The organism is Halovenus amylolytica, from assembly GCA_004015825.1.
Lineage (GTDB): Archaea > Halobacteriota > Halobacteria > Halobacteriales > Haloarculaceae > Halovenus > Halovenus amylolytica.
The window spans coordinates 14,242-35,168 of record SAYS01000030.1 but is presented as its reverse complement, the minus strand read 5'-3'; the positions used below and the strand labels follow the sequence as shown (position 1 = coordinate 35,168).

14 protein-coding genes and 6 pseudogenes are annotated in these 20,927 nt (G+C 52.3%); 7 read left to right on the top strand and 13 right to left on the bottom strand.

Annotated features, from left to right (window positions below; translation table 11 throughout):
- Nucleotides 1-124: pseudogene (locus EOW68_RS17470) on the top strand (IS1595-like element ISHti5 family transposase); the annotation flags it as partial.
- 87 nt (nucleotides 125-211) lie between these two features.
- On the opposite strand, the gene EOW68_RS17465 reads toward EOW68_RS17470, so the two are convergent.
- From EOW68_RS17465 to EOW68_RS17445, 5 genes and pseudogenes are all read right to left on the bottom strand, one after another.
- On the bottom strand, nucleotides 212-802 hold the full coding sequence (locus EOW68_RS17465) for a DUF7342 family protein (RefSeq protein WP_128226441.1): 591 nt from the start codon (nucleotides 800-802) through the stop codon (nucleotides 212-214).
- Between the two features lie 404 nt (nucleotides 803-1,206).
- Nucleotides 1,207-1,333 (bottom strand): annotated as a pseudogene (locus EOW68_RS17460) (IS1595 family transposase); the annotation flags it as partial.
- A gap of 709 nt (nucleotides 1,334-2,042) precedes the next feature.
- On the bottom strand, nucleotides 2,043-3,332 hold the full coding sequence (locus tag EOW68_RS17455; protein ID WP_407040480.1) for an orc1/cdc6 family replication initiation protein: 1,290 nt from the start codon (nucleotides 3,330-3,332) through the stop codon (nucleotides 2,043-2,045).
- Nucleotides 3,333-3,911: 579 nt separating this feature from the next.
- Nucleotides 3,912-4,235, bottom strand: a complete 324-nt coding sequence (locus EOW68_RS17450) for a DUF6788 family protein (RefSeq protein ID WP_128226439.1) — start codon at nucleotides 4,233-4,235, stop codon at nucleotides 3,912-3,914.
- Nucleotides 4,236-4,364: 129 nt separating this feature from the next.
- Nucleotides 4,365-4,772, bottom strand: a complete 408-nt coding sequence (locus tag EOW68_RS17445; RefSeq protein ID WP_128226438.1) for a helix-turn-helix transcriptional regulator — start codon at nucleotides 4,770-4,772, stop codon at nucleotides 4,365-4,367.
- A gap of 128 nt (nucleotides 4,773-4,900) precedes the next feature.
- On the opposite strand from EOW68_RS17445, the gene EOW68_RS17440 reads away from it, so the two are divergent.
- Nucleotides 4,901-5,449 (top strand): DUF8170 family protein, encoded by a 549-nt coding sequence (locus EOW68_RS17440; protein ID WP_128226437.1) that lies wholly within the window; start codon nucleotides 4,901-4,903, stop codon nucleotides 5,447-5,449.
- Between the two features lie 269 nt (nucleotides 5,450-5,718).
- Here EOW68_RS17440 and EOW68_RS17435 read toward each other — a convergent pair.
- Nucleotides 5,719-5,979, bottom strand: a pseudogene (locus tag EOW68_RS17435) (pirin family protein); the annotation flags it as partial.
- A 638-nt stretch (nucleotides 5,980-6,617) separates the two neighbouring features.
- On the opposite strand from EOW68_RS17435, the gene EOW68_RS17430 reads away from it, so the two are divergent.
- Nucleotides 6,618-7,646 (top strand): hypothetical protein, encoded by a 1,029-nt coding sequence (locus EOW68_RS17430; protein WP_128226436.1) that lies wholly within the window; start codon nucleotides 6,618-6,620, stop codon nucleotides 7,644-7,646.
- Nucleotides 7,647-7,756: 110 nt separating this feature from the next.
- Here EOW68_RS17430 and EOW68_RS17425 read toward each other — a convergent pair whose 3' ends face one another.
- From EOW68_RS17425 to EOW68_RS17405, 5 genes are read right to left on the bottom strand one after another with little or no spacing between them, the layout of a single operon-like run.
- Nucleotides 7,757-8,212 carry a DUF7344 domain-containing protein gene (locus tag EOW68_RS17425; RefSeq protein ID WP_128226435.1) on the bottom strand — a complete coding sequence of 152 codons (456 nt, stop codon included), beginning with the start codon at nucleotides 8,210-8,212 and terminating at the stop codon, nucleotides 7,757-7,759.
- Nucleotides 8,209-8,610, bottom strand: a complete 402-nt coding sequence (locus EOW68_RS17420) for a DUF7344 domain-containing protein (RefSeq protein ID WP_128226434.1) — start codon at nucleotides 8,608-8,610, stop codon at nucleotides 8,209-8,211. Before EOW68_RS17420 ends, EOW68_RS17425 begins: the two co-directional genes overlap by 4 nt.
- A complete protein-coding gene (locus EOW68_RS17415; protein ID WP_128226433.1) occupies nucleotides 8,610-9,035 on the bottom strand; it encodes a hypothetical protein in 426 nt (141 codons plus the stop codon). Before EOW68_RS17415 ends, EOW68_RS17420 begins: the two co-directional genes overlap by 1 nt.
- On the bottom strand, nucleotides 9,028-9,483 hold the full coding sequence (locus tag EOW68_RS17410; RefSeq protein WP_128226432.1) for a hypothetical protein: 456 nt from the start codon (nucleotides 9,481-9,483) through the stop codon (nucleotides 9,028-9,030). The genes EOW68_RS17415 and EOW68_RS17410 overlap by 8 nt, the downstream gene beginning before the upstream one ends.
- Nucleotides 9,480-10,229, bottom strand: coding sequence for a DUF7344 domain-containing protein (locus tag EOW68_RS17405; protein WP_128226431.1), 750 nt, complete (start codon nucleotides 10,227-10,229; stop codon nucleotides 9,480-9,482). Before EOW68_RS17405 ends, EOW68_RS17410 begins: the two co-directional genes overlap by 4 nt.
- A 253-nt stretch (nucleotides 10,230-10,482) precedes the next feature.
- Between EOW68_RS17405 and EOW68_RS17400 the strand changes: the two genes are divergently transcribed.
- Nucleotides 10,483-12,204 carry a tyrosine-type recombinase/integrase gene (locus tag EOW68_RS17400; RefSeq protein ID WP_128226430.1) on the top strand — a complete coding sequence of 574 codons (1,722 nt, stop codon included), beginning with the start codon at nucleotides 10,483-10,485 and terminating at the stop codon, nucleotides 12,202-12,204.
- 453 nt (nucleotides 12,205-12,657) lie between these two features.
- Nucleotides 12,658-12,918 (top strand): annotated as a pseudogene (locus tag EOW68_RS17395) (type II toxin-antitoxin system RelE family toxin); the annotation flags it as partial.
- Between the two features lie 270 nt (nucleotides 12,919-13,188).
- Here EOW68_RS17395 and EOW68_RS17390 read toward each other — a convergent pair.
- Together EOW68_RS17390 and EOW68_RS17385 are read right to left on the bottom strand one after the other, a co-directional pair.
- On the bottom strand, nucleotides 13,189-14,841 hold the full coding sequence (locus tag EOW68_RS17390; protein ID WP_128226428.1) for an outer membrane protein assembly factor BamB family protein: 1,653 nt from the start codon (nucleotides 14,839-14,841) through the stop codon (nucleotides 13,189-13,191).
- Nucleotides 14,842-16,103: 1,262 nt separating this feature from the next.
- Entirely contained in the window at nucleotides 16,104-18,989 is a 2,886-nt protein-coding gene (locus tag EOW68_RS17385) for an outer membrane protein assembly factor BamB family protein (protein ID WP_128226427.1), read from the bottom strand.
- A 94-nt stretch (nucleotides 18,990-19,083) separates the two neighbouring features.
- Here EOW68_RS17385 and EOW68_RS17380 point away from each other — a divergent pair.
- Nucleotides 19,084-19,358: pseudogene (locus tag EOW68_RS17380) on the top strand (IS1595 family transposase); the annotation flags it as partial.
- Nucleotides 19,359-19,449: 91 nt separating this feature from the next.
- A pseudogene (locus tag EOW68_RS17375) lies at nucleotides 19,450-20,605 on the top strand (ISH3 family transposase).
- The last annotated feature ends 322 nt before the right edge of the window (nucleotides 20,606-20,927 follow it).

Below are 20,927 nucleotides of genomic sequence, written 5' to 3'. Positions count from 1 at the left end.
CTGGTTGCGAAGGTTCCGAGGTGTCTCAAAACACCACTTACAGGGCTATCTGAACTTCCTCAGCCTCACACTCAACACAGACCAGTGGTTCGAGAAAATCCTAAGTACTGACTTCTACAGATGAGCGTACCACGAATTGTCAGCAGTGCTGGACGGTCCGTGGCCCCACGAAGCGTGTGGATTTCCGCCCGATCAGACGAATCCGACATCGTCAGGCAGGGACGCTATCGTCGGTTGAACGACGGTCGCCGTCGACGAATTGCTCGGCATTTCCGATCGAAAGAGCAGCGTTCGCGAATGCAAGGTTTCGACGGAGTGTTTTCCACTCACGAATCGTCTCTGGATCGATCTCATCCTGTTGGGAACCGGACTCGGTGAGTGCCTGATTCGTCTGATCAACAGCCAACGCTTCGGGTGACTCGACACCGAACGTAGACTGGTACTCGGTGAGCTGCTCACGCATGTCCTGAATTCGAGTGATGAGTTCGTCGGTCGAGACGTGCTCAAGGATGTCGGCAGCCTGCTCAACGACGAGCGATTCGGGTGAGCGGCGATAGAGTGTGCCACCGTGTTCACCGGTCGTCGTCTCGACGAATCCCTCGTCAGAGAGTGTGTTCAGGTGCTTTCGGGCGGTCTTCGGAGCCGTCCGTGCATCATCAGCAACCGACTCAGCAGAGACGGCACTGTACGTATGGCCAATAACGTGACGAATGCGCTCGTAGGGTGTCGTTTCAGATTCCCAGTCCTCTCCGACCGCTTCATTGACATCTGCAAACTCCTCCAGTGGATCTCGATCATTCATATAAAAATCCACGGTGTGTAGGAACATAGTATTTTGGGATGGTACTATATTCCCATCAAGAGAGTTCCTCGTGTATACGCTTTCAAACGTCGATATGTTCGTCGGCCAGCATAACAGATCGGTTGAGCGACAACGGTGGCGAAGACGCTAACCCAGTGGGATCGAGCCACCGACAGAAAACTGCCGAATCAGTACCAACGGGAGACACAGACTGTGTCCCTTGAAGTCCGGAATCACTTCAAAACAGCCATTTCGTTTAACCGCAGAAGTACAGTTATGTAGAATGGCGGAAAGACCGAATAGCGAGACAATCAATGGCTGAATCGACAGATTCACCAGCAAGAGTGAGTAAGCGAATGACACCGAACGCCTGAGCAGCCTGTTTGGGACGAACCGCCACGTTAGCGGGTCTCACGCGGATGTTCCTGTCCTTTGTAGCCAGAACAAACTTTGCTAGACCCATCGACCTGTATCGGTCCGTCTGTGATCTGATGAAGAAGTTTTCCAGACGACAGGGAAGCCGCGCTGGCAACAAGACGGAGTCGGATATGCAGCTGTTCGGTAGGATATTAGAAGGTTGCAAATGACAGATATACCGTTCACGATCCCCCGACTTGACAGACCAAATTTTAGAGACCGAACATGAGGAGCAGTAGACTCCATGAGATAACCCCCCACCCCCCGTCATCGATGTGTAAACAGAGGAGTAGGGTAGGGGGAACTCTCATGGGACAAACAACGAGAGTCGGGATTAACACCCTGAAACGGTTGCTAACGAAAGAAATCGCGTAGTGAGAGCAGTATAGTGATAGAAAGATTATGCTTGGTTAGTCGGAGTTCCACTCCTCCTAATTTACACGTGGAAATCTAGTACGGTTATGGTTACAGTGTATTATATATAAAACTTCGTCAGACAATATCTATGTATTATGAGGATATAATTCTGGCCGCTGAGCTGTTCTTCTTCGTTGCTATGCCCTTATGGTCAGTCTTACGTCCTCTTCTTCTCGTTACCCCCTTTCCTCTCATGGTTTTACACATCGATGACGGGGGGAGGGGGTCACAAAATTTCGTTTCGTGAATTTATCTGTCCGTTAGACCCAGTGTGCAAGTGACTATTCTTCTTGTCTCAAATGCATCGACTTACTGTTCGGAACTCTCTCGGACTCTTCTTTTTCGCTATCTTGATTTTACACATCGAACATGGGGTGTGTTCCAAACTCAAAGCTCGATCGGATTCTCACTCTCCGTGGAATTCATTCAGCTGAGCATTCACGACTGAACGAAGGAGCTCTTGTTGCTTGACTATTCCCTCTAGACGGGTGTCATCGACAATCCGAGTCATCATCCCTTCAGGATCGCCCGTGAATGTAAACTCCATATACATTCCGCCACCTCGTCCGCGGCTCTTCCGGGCTGTTGAAATCAACCCGTACGTCGAGAGTTCTTTGACATATTTGACGTACGTTTCGCGAGTCATCTGGTCAGCATCGAGTTCGTTCGTCACCCACTGATAGACTTTGAACCCGACCGGGCTTGGAACAGAGCTGCCCGTCCGGTTCGAGTATTGCGCAACTGCTGCTGTTGCGTATAATGAAATCTTCTTTTGTGTTGTGAGTCCCTCTACGAGTTTCATTGAGCGGTCTTTGTCGATTTCCTCCTGAGATTCTCGAACGTGGTCTTCCGTGACCTCTTCATCTCCCCGTTCGTCTGCGAGGTCACCGGCACCGCGGAACAGGTCGATTGCCTTTCGTGCGTCACCGTGACTTTGTGCAGCGAATGCCGCCACGAGCGGAATCACGTCGTCCTCGAGAGCATCTTGGCGGAACGCATCACGTCGATTTTCGAGAATTTCGCGCAACTGGTTCGCGTCGTAGTCGGGGAAGTAGACATCACGTGGATTGAATGAGCTCTCGGCACGGCCGTCAATATCTTCCATAAATTTTGGATCGTTCGTCAGCGCTGCGACGGATACGCGACCTTCGATTTCGTTCGTGTTGCTCGCCCGTGATAGCTGATAGAGAAGTTTCGAGTATGCAGGCTCATCGTTTTCGCGCCGGCCGACCAGGAGGTCTATCTCGTCGAGGATGAAGATGACCGAATCATAGTACCCATTGATTAGTTCGTACAGACGTCGGTACTTGCGCTTCGTCGAGACACCGGTCTCTGGTACACCCACTTCCGTACCAACGTCCTGCGCGACGGTTTGAACGAGTTCGTAGACGGCCTGATCGAGAGTATTGATTGGCTGGCAGTTGATATCGACAACGCCGAACCGTTCACCCTTGGATTGGCAGAGTTCGATGATCTGTTGTGTGACGGCCCCGATGATGAGTGACTTACCTGTTCCTGCAGGACCGTACAGCAGCATATTCGGTGGTCGATTTCCCTGGAGAGTCGGCTTCAGAAACGAGACGACGGACTCGAGCTGATCGTCACGGCCGACGATCCGTTCCTCATCGATAATCGTGTCTGGTTCGACGAGGTCACGGTTGACGAAGACCGATGCGTCTCCATCATCATCGAGCATATCACGGATAGACCGCTGAATGCTCTCTTCGGTAGATCCCTGATTTGGGTTCTTGTCCCCGGCAGCATTCTCACGAGCGGATTCTATCTGCTCCCCATCCGATGTAGAACTTGTTTCTTCATCAAGGGTAGACTGGTCCGTCTCTTCTTGATCACTACCGGCCATATGCCTGTTGTACGCCGGAGGATTAAAAAGATTAACCACTGTCGATGTTTATTCACGCGCTGTATCCGATATACAGCCTGAATTTAGGGGTTTCACGGCTCATTGGTTGGGACCGACACCGAAGTACATCTGCTCAAAGGCTCCCCCGTCATTGATGTGCAACACAGAATCGTCGACTCTCATGTGAATCAGCACGTCTATGATTGGAACCAGTCGTTCCCCTCCCCATCATTGAAGTGCAAGTCGCCCGTCTGACCCCCCGTCATCGAAGTGTAAATACTGGGTCGAACATCCCCCCGTCATCGATGTGAAAATCAGTACAGCCTCCAACTTTTGCTGTATGACACGCGGTTTTTCACTTCGAAGACGGGGTGTCTACCTGATAGCGAACCACGTGTTCTTTCTGGAATGCCCCTACTCGTCAGGATTGACTGGACCCTTGTACTTCGACTTCACTTTGTCACCTTCTCGCCACTGCCAGTAGTAGTAGCGGTTGTCGTTGATCTCTTTGATGGTGATCGTGGCCTTCGACGGGACGTTGTCCGGAAGATCGTCCGGCCGCTCGTCAATCTCGTCTTCTTCTGATTCCTCTTCGAGACGGGCCTCACGAGCTTTGTGCTCTGCCAACTCTTCGGCGTAGCGTGCAACGTGTTGGAGTTGGTCCGGAGAGTAGCCGTTGAGTGTATTGACGATATCTGTTGGGAGTTCCGCTGGCGGTGTCGGTGGCTCGTAGGACATTAGCTGTCGCCTCGTGTTAACCAACAAAGCATGCAGTAGCATAGTTTTGTTGGTTAATCAGATATCGTCTCGTCACGGGCTGAAGAGAGAAAATAGCAAACAACTCAGGAATAGAGCGTGCCGTTAGACTCAGTCCGGGCGGGGGGCGTTTTCGTACTTGACCATCTTCTCGGGCTTGTCGGAGATGGTGTCGTAGATCTGCTGGAGTGTCTCCTCCGCGGCGAGTAGATTGTGCGTCTCCAAGAACTCCCGACCCTCTTCGGTGAGACTGTAGAATTTCCATGGGTAGCCCTGCCGGCGCTGGTCGTCGTCCAAAGCGACCTCCTTGACAATGCCAGTGTCGATGAGCTTCTGAATGTGCTTGTAGACGGTGGCGTCGCTCACGCTGGGGTTGAGTTCCTCGAGTTCGTACATCGAGGGCAGCTGGTCGGGGTGCTGGAGGATGTTGTTGATCAGTGCGAACCGCGTCTGTTGGGTGACGAAGTGGACGAGTTCGCGGGACTCCATCCCTGCAGCCGTCCCCAGGTCAGTGCTCATACGACACAATACACGTCCTGGCGCCAAGTAGTTTACTCCTGAGTAAATCACTTTTGAGTAAACTACATTTGATTGAACTAGTAATTTACTGCATAAACCATATCTCACGGCGGTGAGAGAATTCGTGTATGTCCGACGAGGAGCCGCCCGTCCCCGAGGAGGTCCTCACCAGTGCGAAAGACCAACTCGATGATGAAGAGATCTCGCTGGTGGACAACGAGGAAATCCTCCACGCCCTGAGCGAGCTAACGCCTGTCTATGAGAACGATCAGTCGTACTTTGTGTTGGGGAACTACGACCGAGAGCCGATCCGGCGGCTGAATCTCGTGGTCGACCGGCTCAACCGACGGCAGGACGCCTACGCCTTCCGGATGGTCGACATCCGTGGCGAGTGGGATAACAGCATCCAGAAGTTCTGCCTGATCGCTGACATCGTTACGTATCTCGTCGGTGTCGCCGAGAAAGAGCCAAGCGACTTCCTCGTTGAGCAGGGTCTGCTTGTTGGCACGACCGAGTACTTCGCGAAGAGTCACGTACTCAAGCGGGAATACGAGGACGAGGAGTACCCCTTCGGCTGGATGCAGGACGGCGTCTTCGAGCTATTCGCCCGAGATGGGCGGTTGTATCACTGGAAGACCGAAGAGGGACTCGTCGACGTGACAGAAGAACTCCCATGATAGCGGGTGGGGAAGAGATTGCCTGATTAACCAACGAAAGAGGTGTACAGGACGGTATGTTGGTTAATTGGGCTCAGTCCGTATCAGTTGGGAGTCGACCATCCGGTTGCGAACGTCTCCTATGCTGCCTCCATCCGGCGCAACCGCACAGGATCATGCACTCGCTCCTGAAAGAGGTCCTCAGATGCCCTGCAGCCACAGGAAGGGACTTCGCTGAAGTCACCACCTCTCAGGAATAAAAAACCAACCACCGTCGGTACCCCGGTTTCTCAGCGACCGATGGTGCCCTGGCGCGTGACCGGCGCGTCGGGATTGATGGTGAACGCGACGATAGTAGTATCCTCGGTTGCAGTGATGGCCACGTCGCGGTCGCCGGTCACGAGTGCGCTTTCGGTGTACCCGACGGACTCCTCACCGACCTCGACGGCGCCGTCGAATACGTACAGGTAGGTATGCCAGCCTGGTCGCGACGGGAGCGTGGTCGTGGTGCCGGCGACGAGTCGGCAGTCGTAGAAGTCGACGTCGAAGTGAAGTAGAGCTGGATGTGCTCGTAGATCAGCGTCCGGGGGAGGTCCGCATCATTCTCCAGAGAATACCCACCTTCACCGAAGAAATGATCAACGAATCCGTCCACAAGAGTAGTGAAGCCCAGCCCATCACGGAGTTTCAAGATTGGTATGACGTCGAGAATCGCTTTCTGCGAGCGACTGAACCTTCCTGATATGAGACCGTTCTCTGGATAATTCTAATAATATCACCCTAAACGTCACAACGAATTCCCGAGGAAGAATGCTTGTAACCCTTCTCTTCGGCTTCACTCACTAAGAGTACAAATATCTTTTAGACTCTAGGCAGTACGCTTATTCGGCTGAAAGCGCCCCCGGTGCGTGAACACCGGAGACGACACCGCCAGATATGACAGCACCAGATACTCACAGCACTGCGAGTGATAACTCTGTCTTTCAGGGTCCTGAAGACAGACCAGACACTCCCGCCAACGACCGTGTATCGTGTTACGAAACGCTCTTCGCCACAGAGAGTGGCGTAGATGGGGCGATCAACTGCGCAATCGAAACGTTCGGTGCAGTCACTGACCGACAAGAGGTCCAATTCCCATCGTCAGAACTCCAGGAATGCCTGGATACACTACATGGGGGTGATAAGTAATATGCCGACTGCTGCACAGACACGAGCCCTGCTCGCAGACATGACCTGGGAGCCGGTGAGCACGCTCACACCAGGGCAACGAGTCATCACCTTCGACAAAACACCACGCGATCACCGGTACCGAATGTACCGCGTCGGAGAAATCACCGACGTTGAGGCCTGCAAGGCAGAAACGACCCAAATTATAACGTCCGACGCTACTGTTTCCGTCTCGACCAGCCACAAGTTCCTCGTTCAGAAGTGGAACAAGTCGATGTATCGCGAAGTTGGGGAACTTGACGTAGACGACGAAATCTATAGGTTCGCCGCCCCAAACGGATACGAAGAGAACGATGCCTACCGGGAAGGATACATCACAGGTGCATTTTGTGGCGATGGCAGCGTCCCGGGATGGAAAGACAGAGTCGAAGACCCTAGGAACACTGGTTCGTACATCAGTTCCGTGGATGAGGAGGTCGCACGGACTGTCGTCAAGTACGCCGACCACGTAGTCCCGGAGTTCGAATTGTCGCTAAAACGACGGCAGTATAGCGACAGCTCGGAGACGGCGTTGATGCCGGTGTCACCCGGTGCCTGTGACGAGACCATTCGAGACAGATTGACGTCAGAGCGTCCTTCAAACGACGAGGACTACGCTCGCGGATTCTTGGCAGGATTGATGGACACTGATGGAACCTACCCGGAGGGGAAGGAGCTGGGGTACTGTCAGTACGAAGGGCCGATATTCGAGCAGGTCTGTGAGTACCTCGATCTGTTGGGATACGACTGGAGCCACGACGAGGGAGAGAAAGGGGAGTACTCCGACAAAATCCGCCTCACACCAGGAAGAGAAACGGGCAGAGCATTCGAACATCTGCTGGAAACCCGTCCCAAAGTCAGCCGGAAGCGATTAGCCTTTGTCGGAAATCGACGAATTAGCGGTCAAATCCCGATCAACTCAATCGAGCCGAAAGAAGAGAACACGGTGTATCACGTGTCAACCACGGAGGGAACGCTGATCACAGAGGGTATGTTGTCTCATTCACCGTGAAGATGGGATAACTCCATGCCTGTGTCGCTCTCGCCAGCGACATGGCGTTTTCACGCCTTTTCTTCAGGGTGAGCGTGAAGGTACTGTCCCGTCGCCGGGGAATCTCGCCTTCAGCTGGAGCCCCGTGTCGCGGTCGAGAGCCACGCCTTGGCGGCTTCTTCAGCGTCGTCAGCGGAGATCGTCCCACTCGTCTCATCCGTATCAACGGCGGCTTCAATCTCGTCGATCGCAGCGGCGAACAGCATCGTGCTCTTCGTCGTCCAGATCCGATCCTCGTCGCGGTCGTATTCGACGATACCGTACTGATCGAACACCGGAAGGTGCTCATCACGGAGCCTCTCGGCAGCGTCTTGGATTTGCTTCCCGGAGACGAAGTGATTCTTGATGTCGTCGTCAAGTGCAGCAATGTCGATGACGAGGTGCGTCACGCGGGGTTCGTACGGCTCGGTTGGGTCCATCATCATCAGCTCTTCCACCCCCCTGAGAAGGCGTCGACGCGTGTCGGATGTAACGAGTTCGGCGAGTTCCTCGGGGGCGAGATCGATCGGCATCGGATCTTCGATCATGCGTCTACCTCACCTCCGCGCTCGGATTCCGGTGAGTAGCAGGACGATTCAGTGCGGCGGATGACCTCTGCGAGGCCAGCGGTCGCGTCGGTGGGAGCGACCTGCTTGCTTCGAGAGTCGTACTTCACCGCGCTGATCTCGTGGAGTGTATCCAAGTGCATCTGCGTCAAGGCGATGTAGACGCGGCTACGCTGTTCGCTCGTGACCGCGCTGGGTTCGATCCCGTTCTCGACTGCAGCGATTTCGACGGCGAGGTCGCCGACGCTGATTGGGCTATCGGATGTGTCGAGCGAGAGCAGCACCTGCCGTCTTCGGCCGTTGCTGATCGCTTCGAACGCGTCATCCGGATCGAGCGGGATGACACGGTAGTTCTCCCCGGCTGCTGTGTATCCGTGCATCAGAGATCAACCCCCTGAGCGAAGCCCTCGCCTTTCGGTGTCAGTAGCTGTACAGATTTCTGGAGAGCGTCAGGCAATTGTACAATCTTGACGGTTTGCATCCGTGCTTCGCCGAGCGTCATGTCGTGGTACTTGACGCGCCGATGGACGGACTGGCGACACGCGTCACAGAGATCGCTCTCGCAGCCTTGGTTATAGGGATCGTTCAGCAGGATATCAATACAGCACCTCCCCCAGTTCAGCCAGTCCTCGTGGATGTGCGTAGTCTCTCCCGGGCCGAGACCGACTCGACCACCGGGGAACGCGACGGACTGCACTTCAAATTTGAAGAGGTCACAGTCCACCTCCCTGACACCGCACAGCAGAAGCTCGCACCTTCGCTGTTTGAGGGCCTTCTTTTGGCTGTACTGGACGTTCTTATTCATCCTTGGCAACCTGACTATCGTTGTTTATCGTGGCGAGTGATTTCGGATCCCACTCTTCGATCCGGGCAGCAGTCCAAGCGGCTGCTGACGCGACCTTCTCGTCATCTCGACCGGGTCGGTCCGGCCGTACCACAAGCCACTGCAGGCTCGTCGCTGGCGTCACAGTGATCGTTTGCTCGGTAGCATCATACCCAATCATCCGGAGTTCGCACATCCGTGGTAGCCACTTTTCTTCGAGTACTGCGGAGATAATCTCGATCTGCCCGTCTGGAACCTGATTATGCGAGTTTTCGTGTTTGGCGAGTGCCTCTGCAGCTTCGTCGAGCGGGACTGCAATCGTCTCATCTGAGACTCCAAGTCGGCGGTTGTGCAGTTGTGTGAGCAGTTCCATCGACTTGTCTGAGCCGACGGTTTCGAGCGCGGTCGACTTCGGATGACCGAGCATCATTGTCCCCCCGGCCACTCGCTCGTGTCGGCGTCCCGGAATAGATCGCTGTCAGCGCGCCCCTCGGTCCGCGTAGCGAGTCGATCGACGCTGGTGAGCAGGTCGGATAGTTCCAGGAGGTCGTCCGTCGCTTCGACCTTCTGTGGCCGATCGTGGTATCGTACAAGGCCAAGTTTGTCTAACAGCGGCAGGTGCGTCTGCACCAATGTGACGTACACACTCCTGCGGGCATCAGGGTCTACATCTCCAGGTTCGATCTGGTCACGAGCTGCAACGATCGCGCACGCAAGCGTATCAACTGGGACGTAGCGACCTATCTCGATATCGTCGTTCCTACGCAACAATGCTAAGATCCGGATCGTCTGCCGTCGCCGCCGGTTACAGGTGGCTCGGTAGATGTCACGGGCTGCCATATCGACTCTGGTTTCGCTAAGGTCGACTCCGCCGTCAGGGATGGCGTCACGGCCGTCAGCATCAGCTTCACGTCGCTCAATCTGAACGGTGCTGTACCCGGCGCTAACTCTGATGTAGCCATCTTCTTCGAGATCTCGAAGGATCGTCTGGAGGTACGTTTTCGGGAGCAGTGTTCGACCGCGAAGCTGCTCGAACGTAACCTCACCACGCTCGTCGAGGTACTCAAGGACAGTCTGTGCGTCGGCGTTCAGAGCGGCAGTGTGATCCTCGGCTGTGGGTTCGAACCCAGCACCAGGGTTATCACTTCTGCCGCGCGTATCATCGTTTGCCGTCATGGTTGGCGGCGCGGGGTCGGTGCTCCTACACCTGGCCCCACTTTTCCCGACGCCGAGTGACAACGCCGAGTTCCTGCGGGACCACCGCGCGCAGTCAACCGTTAATTGTGTATTGTAAAGAACCTTTGGGTGTTTAGATACCGCATTTATATAGTCTATATCAAAACATCATGTCTAACGCTGTTTGAACTTTACAAAGGTACAATTCCACGCTAACACTTTTACCACTGTGGACAAAAGGTAGAAGTACTGCATGGCATCGAACGATCAGACGACATTCGACTCCGTCGGCGACTGGGGCGGGTTACAGTCGGAAATCCCGACTGGCACAGCCTTCGACGAGGAGATATCCGACGCCGATCGCGAGGTCCTCCAACGCTTCGAGGAGAAGATGGATGTCATCAACGCAAAGACGGATCGCTTCAAAGACAGTTACAAAGAGACGCTCCTGTACTGTTGCCACGAGTTCGCTGTCAACGTCGGCGGCCTCGCCACGACGCTTCAGGATGACGCCGAAGGGCGGGAAGCAGTCAACGACATCTGCCTTTGGCTTGACGATCAGGATCTGTCTCCATACACGATGGAATCAAGTCTCTCGTCGCTCCGCGTGTTCGGGCACCTGATGCTAGACTATACGCCCGATGCAGAGTTCGATGAGGAAGAACTCCCGAAACGCTTTGCCGAGATTGACCCTGGTAAGTACACTCGGAATCTGGATCCCACACCGCTACCCTCCGAAGTCGTGACATACGAGGAGGCAATCGAGATGGCGAAGCAACAGGACAACCCTCGGGATGCTGCCCTGATCATCGTCCAGTGGGCAGCCGGTCTCAGGCCGATGTGCGAACTGCACCGGCTGCGGTATAAGCACGTCAAAGACGAGGGTGATCGATACGTCATCACAGTCCCAGACACGGCTAAGACTGGCTCCCGGACTGTCTACATTTACGCTGGCGTCGCTGTTCTCCGTAAGTGGCTCGAACAAGAGCATCCGGCGCACCTCGACAGTGAGCCGGACATGACTTCAGAGACGCCCATTTGGACTCATCACGGCGAAAATAAGCCGATCGTCTACGGTACCCTCTCGTCGGTATTCGAGCGGGCTGCAGACAACGCGGGAGTCGGAAAACCAACTTCGCCCCAGGGATTCCGCCGCTCGTGTGCTAGCTTCCACGCCCGCCAACCCTCAGCTGACGAAGAGATGCTTCGAGACAGATTCGGCTGGTCACGGCTATCCTCAGCGCCGTACCACTACATCGCCCGCTTCTCCGAGGCCCGTGCGGTCAAGACTGCTAAAGCACAAGGTCATGAGATCGACGAGGAAGAAGAAGATGATCCGGTGGCACCAGTCCGATGTGAGAGCTGTAACGAGTGGACAACTCGGGGATACGAGCACTGTATCTGGTGCTCGCATCCCGTCGGTGAAGAAGTACAGACGATCTCGGAATCAATTGAGCACCCGCACAAGGACGGAGCCGATCTCCTCGAAATGATCATGGAAGGGGAGGTGACAGCGGAGGATCTCAGATCGGCGAAAACGCTTGAACCGATTATCAAGACCCGAGCAGACTTCTGGATGGACATAGACGAGCTGATCACGCTAGCCGAGCGCTACCAAGACGATGATAACGAGACAGCGTCCGCGTTCGGCATCGGTGGCGTCGTTGCTTGGATGACGAGATACGCTAGTCGAGTGATGAAACGGTGGGTCAGACTACAGGATTCGATCCTCCGACTGCACCCTGCCATGCAGTACCCACCAAACCGGCGAACGGCAGCAGGAATCGGTGTCGGATGGCTTGTGATCGTAACGCTGAGTACCGCGATCCTCCTGTCGAACGGACTCGCAGCTGAGATCGCATCTGGCGAACCTCTCGCCGTAACCAGTGCCGTGCTCGGTCTCAGTCTCGGTGCGCTGTGGATACACTCGACATCGATAGACATTAACGATTTGCAGTCTGCGCTTCAGGAGTGAGGTCTCACGCTTTATCCTATAAACTGATACAGATCCCGCTCGGAGTCGCCTAATTTACCTCTCAATGAGCTGTTTCACCGGTTTTCTTCCCAGCTGCCATATATAACGGGACGGAAACTCAATATACTCCCCTGTGCGATTACACTACTTCTCGCACAGAGATGGACCTGACATGGCCGGGAGGAAATTAGTATTTTTGAGCCTGTCATAGAAAGCGTCACGTACGAAACAGCGGAGTGCGGAATGTGTCCAGTACAACCGCAACCCTGCAAGATGTAGCTTCGGTAGAAGGTTTCTTGAGTGTCGCAGGTACCGAGACAGTTACGCTGTTTTGAACATCTCGACTTCGATCAATCTCTGATGACACGGTCGAAGATCTGGAAAAGGGCCGTGAAGAGGCAGAGGGAGGCGAAACAGTGACCGCGGAAAAGGTACGCGAGCGACTGGGTCTGGATGACTGACGTCGAGTACACCGAGAAGGCTATCAAGCACCTAGAAAATCTCGATTCGCAGGTCGCCGACCGCGTCATGAACAAGGTAGATGAAGCGACCGACTGGACCGAGCATCGCCTCGAACCGCTCTCGGGCTATCCGTACTACAAACTCCGGGCCGGGGATTATCGTGCCATCATCACGTGGGATCACGGCGACGACCTTCTTCGTTTTGAGGCTGTCGGTCACCGCCGAAATATCCACGACCGACATCTCCTGCCGTCACGGCGGTGCCAGTCAAACCAGCTACAGCACGTAACGAGAGAAAAGTACTTTAGGCACTCAAACTCGGCCGTTTCACTGCCAAAAGGACGACCCATTCAGCCCGTGAACGAAAGCCCGGCACGCCAGTAGGCTCAAAAATGGGGGGCTGCGGTGGGACACCCCAAACTCTGAAAGAATGATCCGTCTGATTTGTGAACGATAGGATCGCAAGTCAACTGTTTAGTGTCAACCGGAAGCAATTAACACTCCTGTCTTGGTTAATATTGTTTATGTACTTTTCTTTACACTGAACCTTCGTTTCAATAGATAAGCTATACCACTAAATCCAGCAATCGTACTTCCAAAACTGAATCCTGGCCCAAATACATCATTGATATTATTTTTGCTAGAAGTACTAGCTGTGCTACTATCATGATGACCTAGTGTTTCAAGCAAGACCCGTGAGCCTTCACTTGATCCCGATATTTCTGTCTCTATTGCATACATATCGCCGTCGTTGCTCCCAAAATACACAGTTCCATCAACAACCGTCGGTGAAGAGGCTACGTTATTACCGCTTTCAAAAAACCATTTTTTTGACCCGTCCTCGCTATCTAAAGCGTATAGCCTGTTGAAGGAACCCACAAATACTCGTCCATCTGCTACCGTGGGTGAAGAAATAATCGAAAACCCAACCTGCAATTTTGAGGGGTCAGAAGTTTTGTCCGCCTTTGTGCGATTAGCAACCGGATCTCTTTTGTTCTCTGTGTGTTCAGCTATTGTCGACTCCGTGGACAGTGAGGCAGTGCTCCGGAGCTCGGTTAACCACAATAGTTCCCCGTCTCTAGTGTCAATTGCATATATGGTACCGTGTTCATCAGTAATATAAACTATTCCATTGATTGCTGTTGGTGATGATAACTCTGAACCTCTTGAACGTTGCTGCTGTGCTGATTTATGAAACTCCAATAATTGTGAAGGGACATCTGTGTCAATATCAAAAATCCACTGTTCAGAGCCATCCTCTGTATCTAGTGCAAAGAGGCTTTTGTCAAAACCACCAACAAATAATTTCCCATCACTCACCGTTGGAGACGAGCTAAAAGAAATACTTGCTTGTGAACTGATAATATCTGACATCTTGTTTGCGGTTAGTTTTTGTAAATAATCATTTCTACTGGTCAATTTGCTTTTAGTTATTGGCGCTTTTTTCGACAGTTGGTCAGTCTTACGAACCTCTGATACCCAAAGCAGTTCACCATCTTCGGCGCTTAGTGCATATATTTTACTTTCACCTCCTTTAATATAGACTGCTCCATCTGCGACTGTTGGTGATGATGTGATTAAATTGGTTGATTCCGGCTGCAATGACAACTTCTCCGATCTGTTCTCAATTACTGCTGGTGAGGACGTGTTTGTTTCAGTGTCAAAATCCCATAGGAGATCACCCTCTTGTTCATCAAGTGCGTATAATTTCGTGGAACTTCCAACAAAGATCCTATCATCAAGTACTGTTGGCGAAGAGATTATAGGGCCATCGCCCTCAAACCTCCAAAGCTCGGTCCCATCTTCTATATCTACTGCATATAGGTTAGCATCGTGGCTCCCGAGGAAAACAGTGTTCCCACTTACAGTTGGCGATGAAGACACGACATTGTCTGTTTCAAATTCCCACTTTTTGTCCCCGCTCACTCTGTCTATAGCATATAGGTTAGTGTCGTGACTTCCAAAAAAGACTGTATCGCTTGCTATCGTTGGTGAAGAGATAACTCTATCATTGGTTTCGAATTCCCAAACTGGATTTTTACCGCTGGTCTGTGCATTGGTTGGAATTACGCTCGTTATTGATCCGACACCGACGCCAGTGGCTGCTAACAGCATTTTTCTACGGCTCGTCTCTACTGATCGATTTCCCATAACACTATTATTCTGGTTTGACATATGCTGTAGCCGTCAGATACAAACATTATAATACTATTAGATATTTCAACAGAGTAGAAAATTCATACCATATTTAACAAAATATTACTGTATGAGTTTTCATAACAGTAATCATATTAAAATATAATTACTTATGATAATAACTAATACTAATTAGTAGTAATGCTATATGATTATGAGAACAAAAAATCGTTCTAAAATAGTAAGTTTCTAGAATAAAATAATGCTATATTAGCAAATTAATACAGATTTATGTATTACTGAAAAATTGGATTGATGTGTGTATCTCCCATAACGACCGACCACTCCACTTCCAGACTAAGTCCAGTATTTTCTTGATATTTTCAATTCCTCCAAGAGATTTTGGAGTATATCGGTGGGTTTGAGACCTTACGAATCTACTAATAGTTACTGAATGTGGAACGCCATTCTGCCTGTGTTGACTTTGAGCGTTTTGGTCAGCACACCTCGAAATTACTAGTAGACAGGTGTCGAATCAGAATCCCCGGGCTGCAATTACCCCCATTTGACAGGGAGTATACCGTACAAATTCACCAGGCAAACGACCGGTTGACAGCCCTATGAATAATTACACGGTATCCATTTACTAGGAACCCAATGCTAGTTTGACACCTTTTCATTACAGTAGATGGCCCACCTGTCATTCTACCGACGGTAGAGATTCCAACAGCTAATTTACTCAGATTCGCACGTTGAACTGGAAGCTTGACGTAGGCGGTGGAAAAGACAGATGATGCCGATTACGGATTTCTTGTCGTGCACGCTAAGCGAACCTCGTCATGAATCTCGTCGGTATCGTTCAAACCAACCACGCGCGATTCGTGCTTATGAACACCGATACCGAGTGTATACATGTTTCCTATAGAGTGATCGAGCGTGGACTGGAGATGCACCTCTGCAGGTTAGTCGCCCGGTGTCAGACAGCAGTCGGCCGCGCCCATTATGATGCTTCCTTGGCACTCGGGCCAATCAAGGCGTCACACTGAGACGTGTCATCTTGAATTGGCCTTTGTCACTCATATACGTTAATCCACACGCTAGAGGCTTAAGTAGGCTCTATACGATCAAGGCGCATATGCAGCATTTGCAGTCCCGGTCATCGTGACTATTGGGGTGTCGACGCTGAACTCTCGTGTCGGCCGTGCTAGGGTATTCTAGTCCAAAAACTCCTATGGCCCGGCAAGCGACTAGGACGCAGCGAGAGTACCGAATGTGGGAATTGGAGGCCGCAACTGTGTTTGTTATTCGCTATCCTCCTCATCAAGTCGCCGCTTCAACAGGTAGCCCGCACCACCGAGTCCCGCGATTGCTCCTGCGACCCCGAATCCTGGTCCGTCGCCGTCAACGTTGTCGGTGTCATTGTCTTCATGACTGGTATCTTCGTCCGCTTCAAGGACTGGCGATGTATCAGGAGGCGCATTGAATGATGCGTTGACATAGTCACGATTCGTCCAGGTGATCTTTTCCGCCGGGGAGACTGTCTGGTCGAAGTCACCGTCACCCGAGTCGTCAAGTCGGATGGCGCTGTCGTCCGTGGGAAGTTCTGCAGTAGTATCTGTATCGACCGGGATATCCTCATAGACTTCGCTTGTGATCTGTCCGTCCTCGTCAGCTGGCTCGTCGATTTGAATAGTCATAGTGCCACTGTCTGTCCCTTGGGCGATAACTCGGTAGCTATCTGCGTCGGGAACCAACACGAACTCCTGGTTTAGTGCACCCGAGTAGAACACATTGGAGATCTCGTCGACAGTCTCCCAGCCTTTGTCAGTCTGGACGCGCCCGATCCGGTTTCCGTTGGTGTCCTCGACGAGGAGCGACGCTGGCGACAACACAGCGTAAGAGCGAGCATTTTGCAAATCTTCGTCGGTGTAGTTGTCCAGGTTACAATGTGGTTGCGGGTAGTTCAGCGGGTTGACTGCCATGAGTTGGTTCTCTGGACACACGTCGATGTATCGTGGCAGTCGCTCGTCTATAGTGATTGTATCTGTCGAGCCATCGCCGTACGTTACCTCGATTGCAGCTAAATAGACGTCAGGATATGCTTCTGTGTTCGCCTGGATCGTTTCTTCGAGTGGGCCGGCTTCACCAGGGACGCCAGCAGCACCCATTAGCCTCGATATCCCTTGAAGTATTGCGCGGATGCGTGTCAGTCCAACCTGGGCTTCGGTCCGTACCCGCAGGTTCTCATACCGGAATGTCTCCGCAGACTCGCGTCGCATGCCTTCGTCTTGTTGATCTTGTCCGAATTCAATCCCATCACTTTCGAGCGTGAGCGTTACGTCCTCGATGTTTCGACGGTCTGCATCTGGGATCGACACCTCAACGTCGACGTTGATGTACGCTTCGTTCTTGTCTGGGTCAACTCCTACTCCTGGTGGAGCAAAGCTGTCCTTGATATCTACAAACAGTGATTCAAGCATGCCCCGCGATTCCATCTCGACGAAATTATTGGATATCGAGGTAGTGACCATTTCGGCGGTGAGTGGTTCAAGGGACGTGATATCTGCCCACGTGTGGTGGTGGCCGAGCGTTCCCAGAGTCACACGTGATCCTTCACTTGACCCTGAAACACCCGCATCCAACGCATACACTTTGTTGTCGTTACTTCCGACGAAGACAGTGCCTTCCACCACTGTTGGCGACGATATCACAATGTCTCCCGTTTCGAAGACCCATTCCTGGTCGCCGGTAGCCGTATCCAACGCATACACGTTATTGTCGTTACTTCCGACGAAGACAGTGCCTTCCACCACTGTCGGCGACGATTTAATGGAAGAACCGGTTTGGAAAAGCCATTGCCGGTCGCCGGTAGCTGCGTCCAGCGCGTACACGTTATTGTCGTTACTCCCGACGAAGACAGTACTATTTTTTACTGTTGGCGTCGATTCAACCGAAGAACCGGTTTGGAAGACCCATTCCTGGTTGCCGGTAGCCGCTTCCAGCGCGTACACGTTATCATCGTTACTTCCGACGAAGACAGTTCCTTCCACCACTGTTGGCGACGATATCACAATGTCTCCCGTTTCGAAGACCCATTCCTGGTCGCCGGTAGCCGTATCCAACGCATACACGTTATTGTCGTTACTTCCGACGAAGACAGTGCCTTCCACCACTGTCGGCGACGATTTCACCCAATCACCAGTCTCGAAGCACCACTGCTGGTTGCCGGTAGCCGCGTCCAGCGCGTACACGTTATTGTCGTTACTTCCGACGAAGACAGTGCCATCCACCACTGTCGGCGATGAGGCAATAATTTCACCAGTTTGAAAGAGCCATTTCTGGTCGCCGGTGGTTGCATTGAGGGCGTAAACATTACCATCGAAACTTCCGTCGTAGACAGTATCACCCACTACTGTCGGCGATGACAGGGGCCAGTAACCGGTTTGTGAGGCCCATTTCTGATCGCCGGTAGTTGCATCGAGAGCATATGTGTTCTCATCGAAACTTCCGATGTAGACAGTATCACCTACTACTGTCGGCGACGAAAATACATCCTTATTGGTTTCGAAGGCCCATAGTATATTATCGCCAGACGAGTTCTGAGTTGAGCCTTCTTCAACAACTCTGATATTATCCCAGTATGCTGAATTATCACCGTCAACCCAGAATACTACCGGACGCTCTTTGACGTAGTCAGAAAAATCAATTGTAACATCTCGCTGCCATTTGTTTTCTCCACCATATGGCGGGACACCGTCTAATTGGTTAAATGACCAAATATTCTTTTCCCCTGGATTTGGATAGCCAGCTTCGTCCAGTGAGACTTTGATATTTCCATAGGATGGGTCATTTGAAACCGCATAGACATCAAAGAGGATAGAGTCTACCTGTTGAAGATCTAATTCGACCGCTATGGCACCGGGATCTCCGAGTGGTGCATTACCGGTAAAATACGATTGGTCTCCGTCCGAGGCCACACTTTTGGAGATTTCAACTGTGCCACCATTATTAAATAAATACCATGGGCTAGTGGGTTCGGACTCGCCGACACTCGCTTGCTCAAACGATGTTGAGACGAGTTGTTGAGACTGTGTGGCTCTACTAGCCGAAATTATCCCGCTCCCGAGGAGAGACGCAAAGACCCCGGTCTTTAGAATAGCTCGACGGCTGTATTGAAAATCGGCCATGTTCCGACGATTATCAATGAGAAAAAATTTAGTAATTATTATATTACTATACATATATATTATTAGTATATATTCAAATAATAAGAATTACTTGCTTACCGTCTATACTGACAGATTTCAGATGTACGATCCGCTCGATGCCGACGACACCTTCGACCGCGAATACGTTGTCCATAGCCACGGTGAATACGCTAATGATGACGTTCACATCAACACCTGCGAGAGCGGATCGCTGTTGCCATCGTGGCTCTCACCCCATCGAGGAATCTCAAAAGACAAGCTAACGCCGTATCTCATAGCCTTTCAACTCGCAGAGAACTCTACAGGAAACCAGGAAATGAAGCACTTAAGCAAGCCATCGATGATTAGCTCTGAAATCAACAATCGGTACTTCCCAAACGGCGTGAGCAGCGAAGCTAAATCGGTACTCTGATTGGAGAAAGTGTCTGGTTGAGGAAGTGTGTTCAAGACCCCACAACCAGACGGTTATCTTACCGCCTCGAACGTCAAAGGTGTAGCGGAATCCCTCATTGGGCAGTTGCCGCTCCCGGGAATCGAGAGCTCGCCCCTAGCCTTGATCCCGGCAAGATCTGGGCTGTCGTCATCTTTGCAGCAGTTAACCAGACTTCTATCTGGGAATCATGCTCAGACATGGATGGCGCACCGTGCGACGATACTGTCATGACGTGGTTACACACGCTCAACCGTGGCTGACTCGAATTCGCTACTACCTCCTGTTCATGCGCTTGGCCATGACGATCCTCGACCCTGACCGGTCGATGATCGTCTCCATTGACTTCGTCGATAATCCGTATCATGGCGACGCCGACGAGGAAGGTAACCTCTGTCGAATGGCTCCCACGGACGGAACGACACGCTGTCACCGCTACTGTATGCGTACGTCGTTTCCAACGGAAAGCCCGTGGCGCTGGCAATGACGTACGTCCGAAGTGACGAATCCGAGGCTGACGCGGTCGAGCGGATCCTCGACAGCGTCGCCGTCTATCCCTTCGACATCGAGTGGCTTCTACAACGAGCGCATCGTCCGCCGTTCTCGGGACATTGCTGCAACAGTGATCCCGGTCAAAGAGAAGGGAGATCGGATGAAGGAGAAAATCGACACGCATTGCTCGTACATGACGACCTATCGCATGTACAAAGACCGCGAGCGGGAACTGCACTTCCCGCTCGCTGTCTGTGTCTCCTACCAGGCTGGTGACCGCGACAAACACGGTAAAGTCATTCGCGGCTACGCTGACTGTGGATTGGAGAACCACTCCGCAAAGCGGATCGAAGAACTCTACAGGAAACGATCAGCCATTGAAACGAGTTATCGGTTGGTTCGCCAAGCACGAGCAACCACGACGACACGCGATCCAGTCATTCGGTTTGCGTTCATGCTGGTCAGTGCGTTGTTGGAGAATCTCTGGCTGGTGCTTCGGTGGGCGGTCGTCGCCCGCCCATGGCGGGGCGGGCGCGACCTTCCGATAGAATTCACGTTCCCGACGTTCTGTGACTGGATCCGCCACGTCCTCGAAGAAGAGTTAAACCGATGTTGGCAGATCGAAATGAACGGCGTCGGTGTCCTTGAGACATACCGGTCGGCCGTGGGCTGAGCACCAGCCCACGGCCTCAGTTCTCCAACGAACAGCGACAGCTCTGTTCAGTCTCTGGAGTTTTCTCCGATCTGGCGAGGCTGTTTAATCTTCTGAGATGTTTCGTGGTACTGAACTGCTGTCACGAGGTTCTTTGCCAACGATTCCACGGACTCAACTGAGTTGCCTCAATCTCAGTTGGGAAGTACCAACAATGTACTTCCGAAGAGCGTTCCCTAGTTTTCGCTTGACTCGGCAACGATGCTGAAACGCTCTGAGATACGGTATGACGCGCCACCCTTGCCTGCTGTGACCTCAGCTACTACTCTAACCTACCAACAAT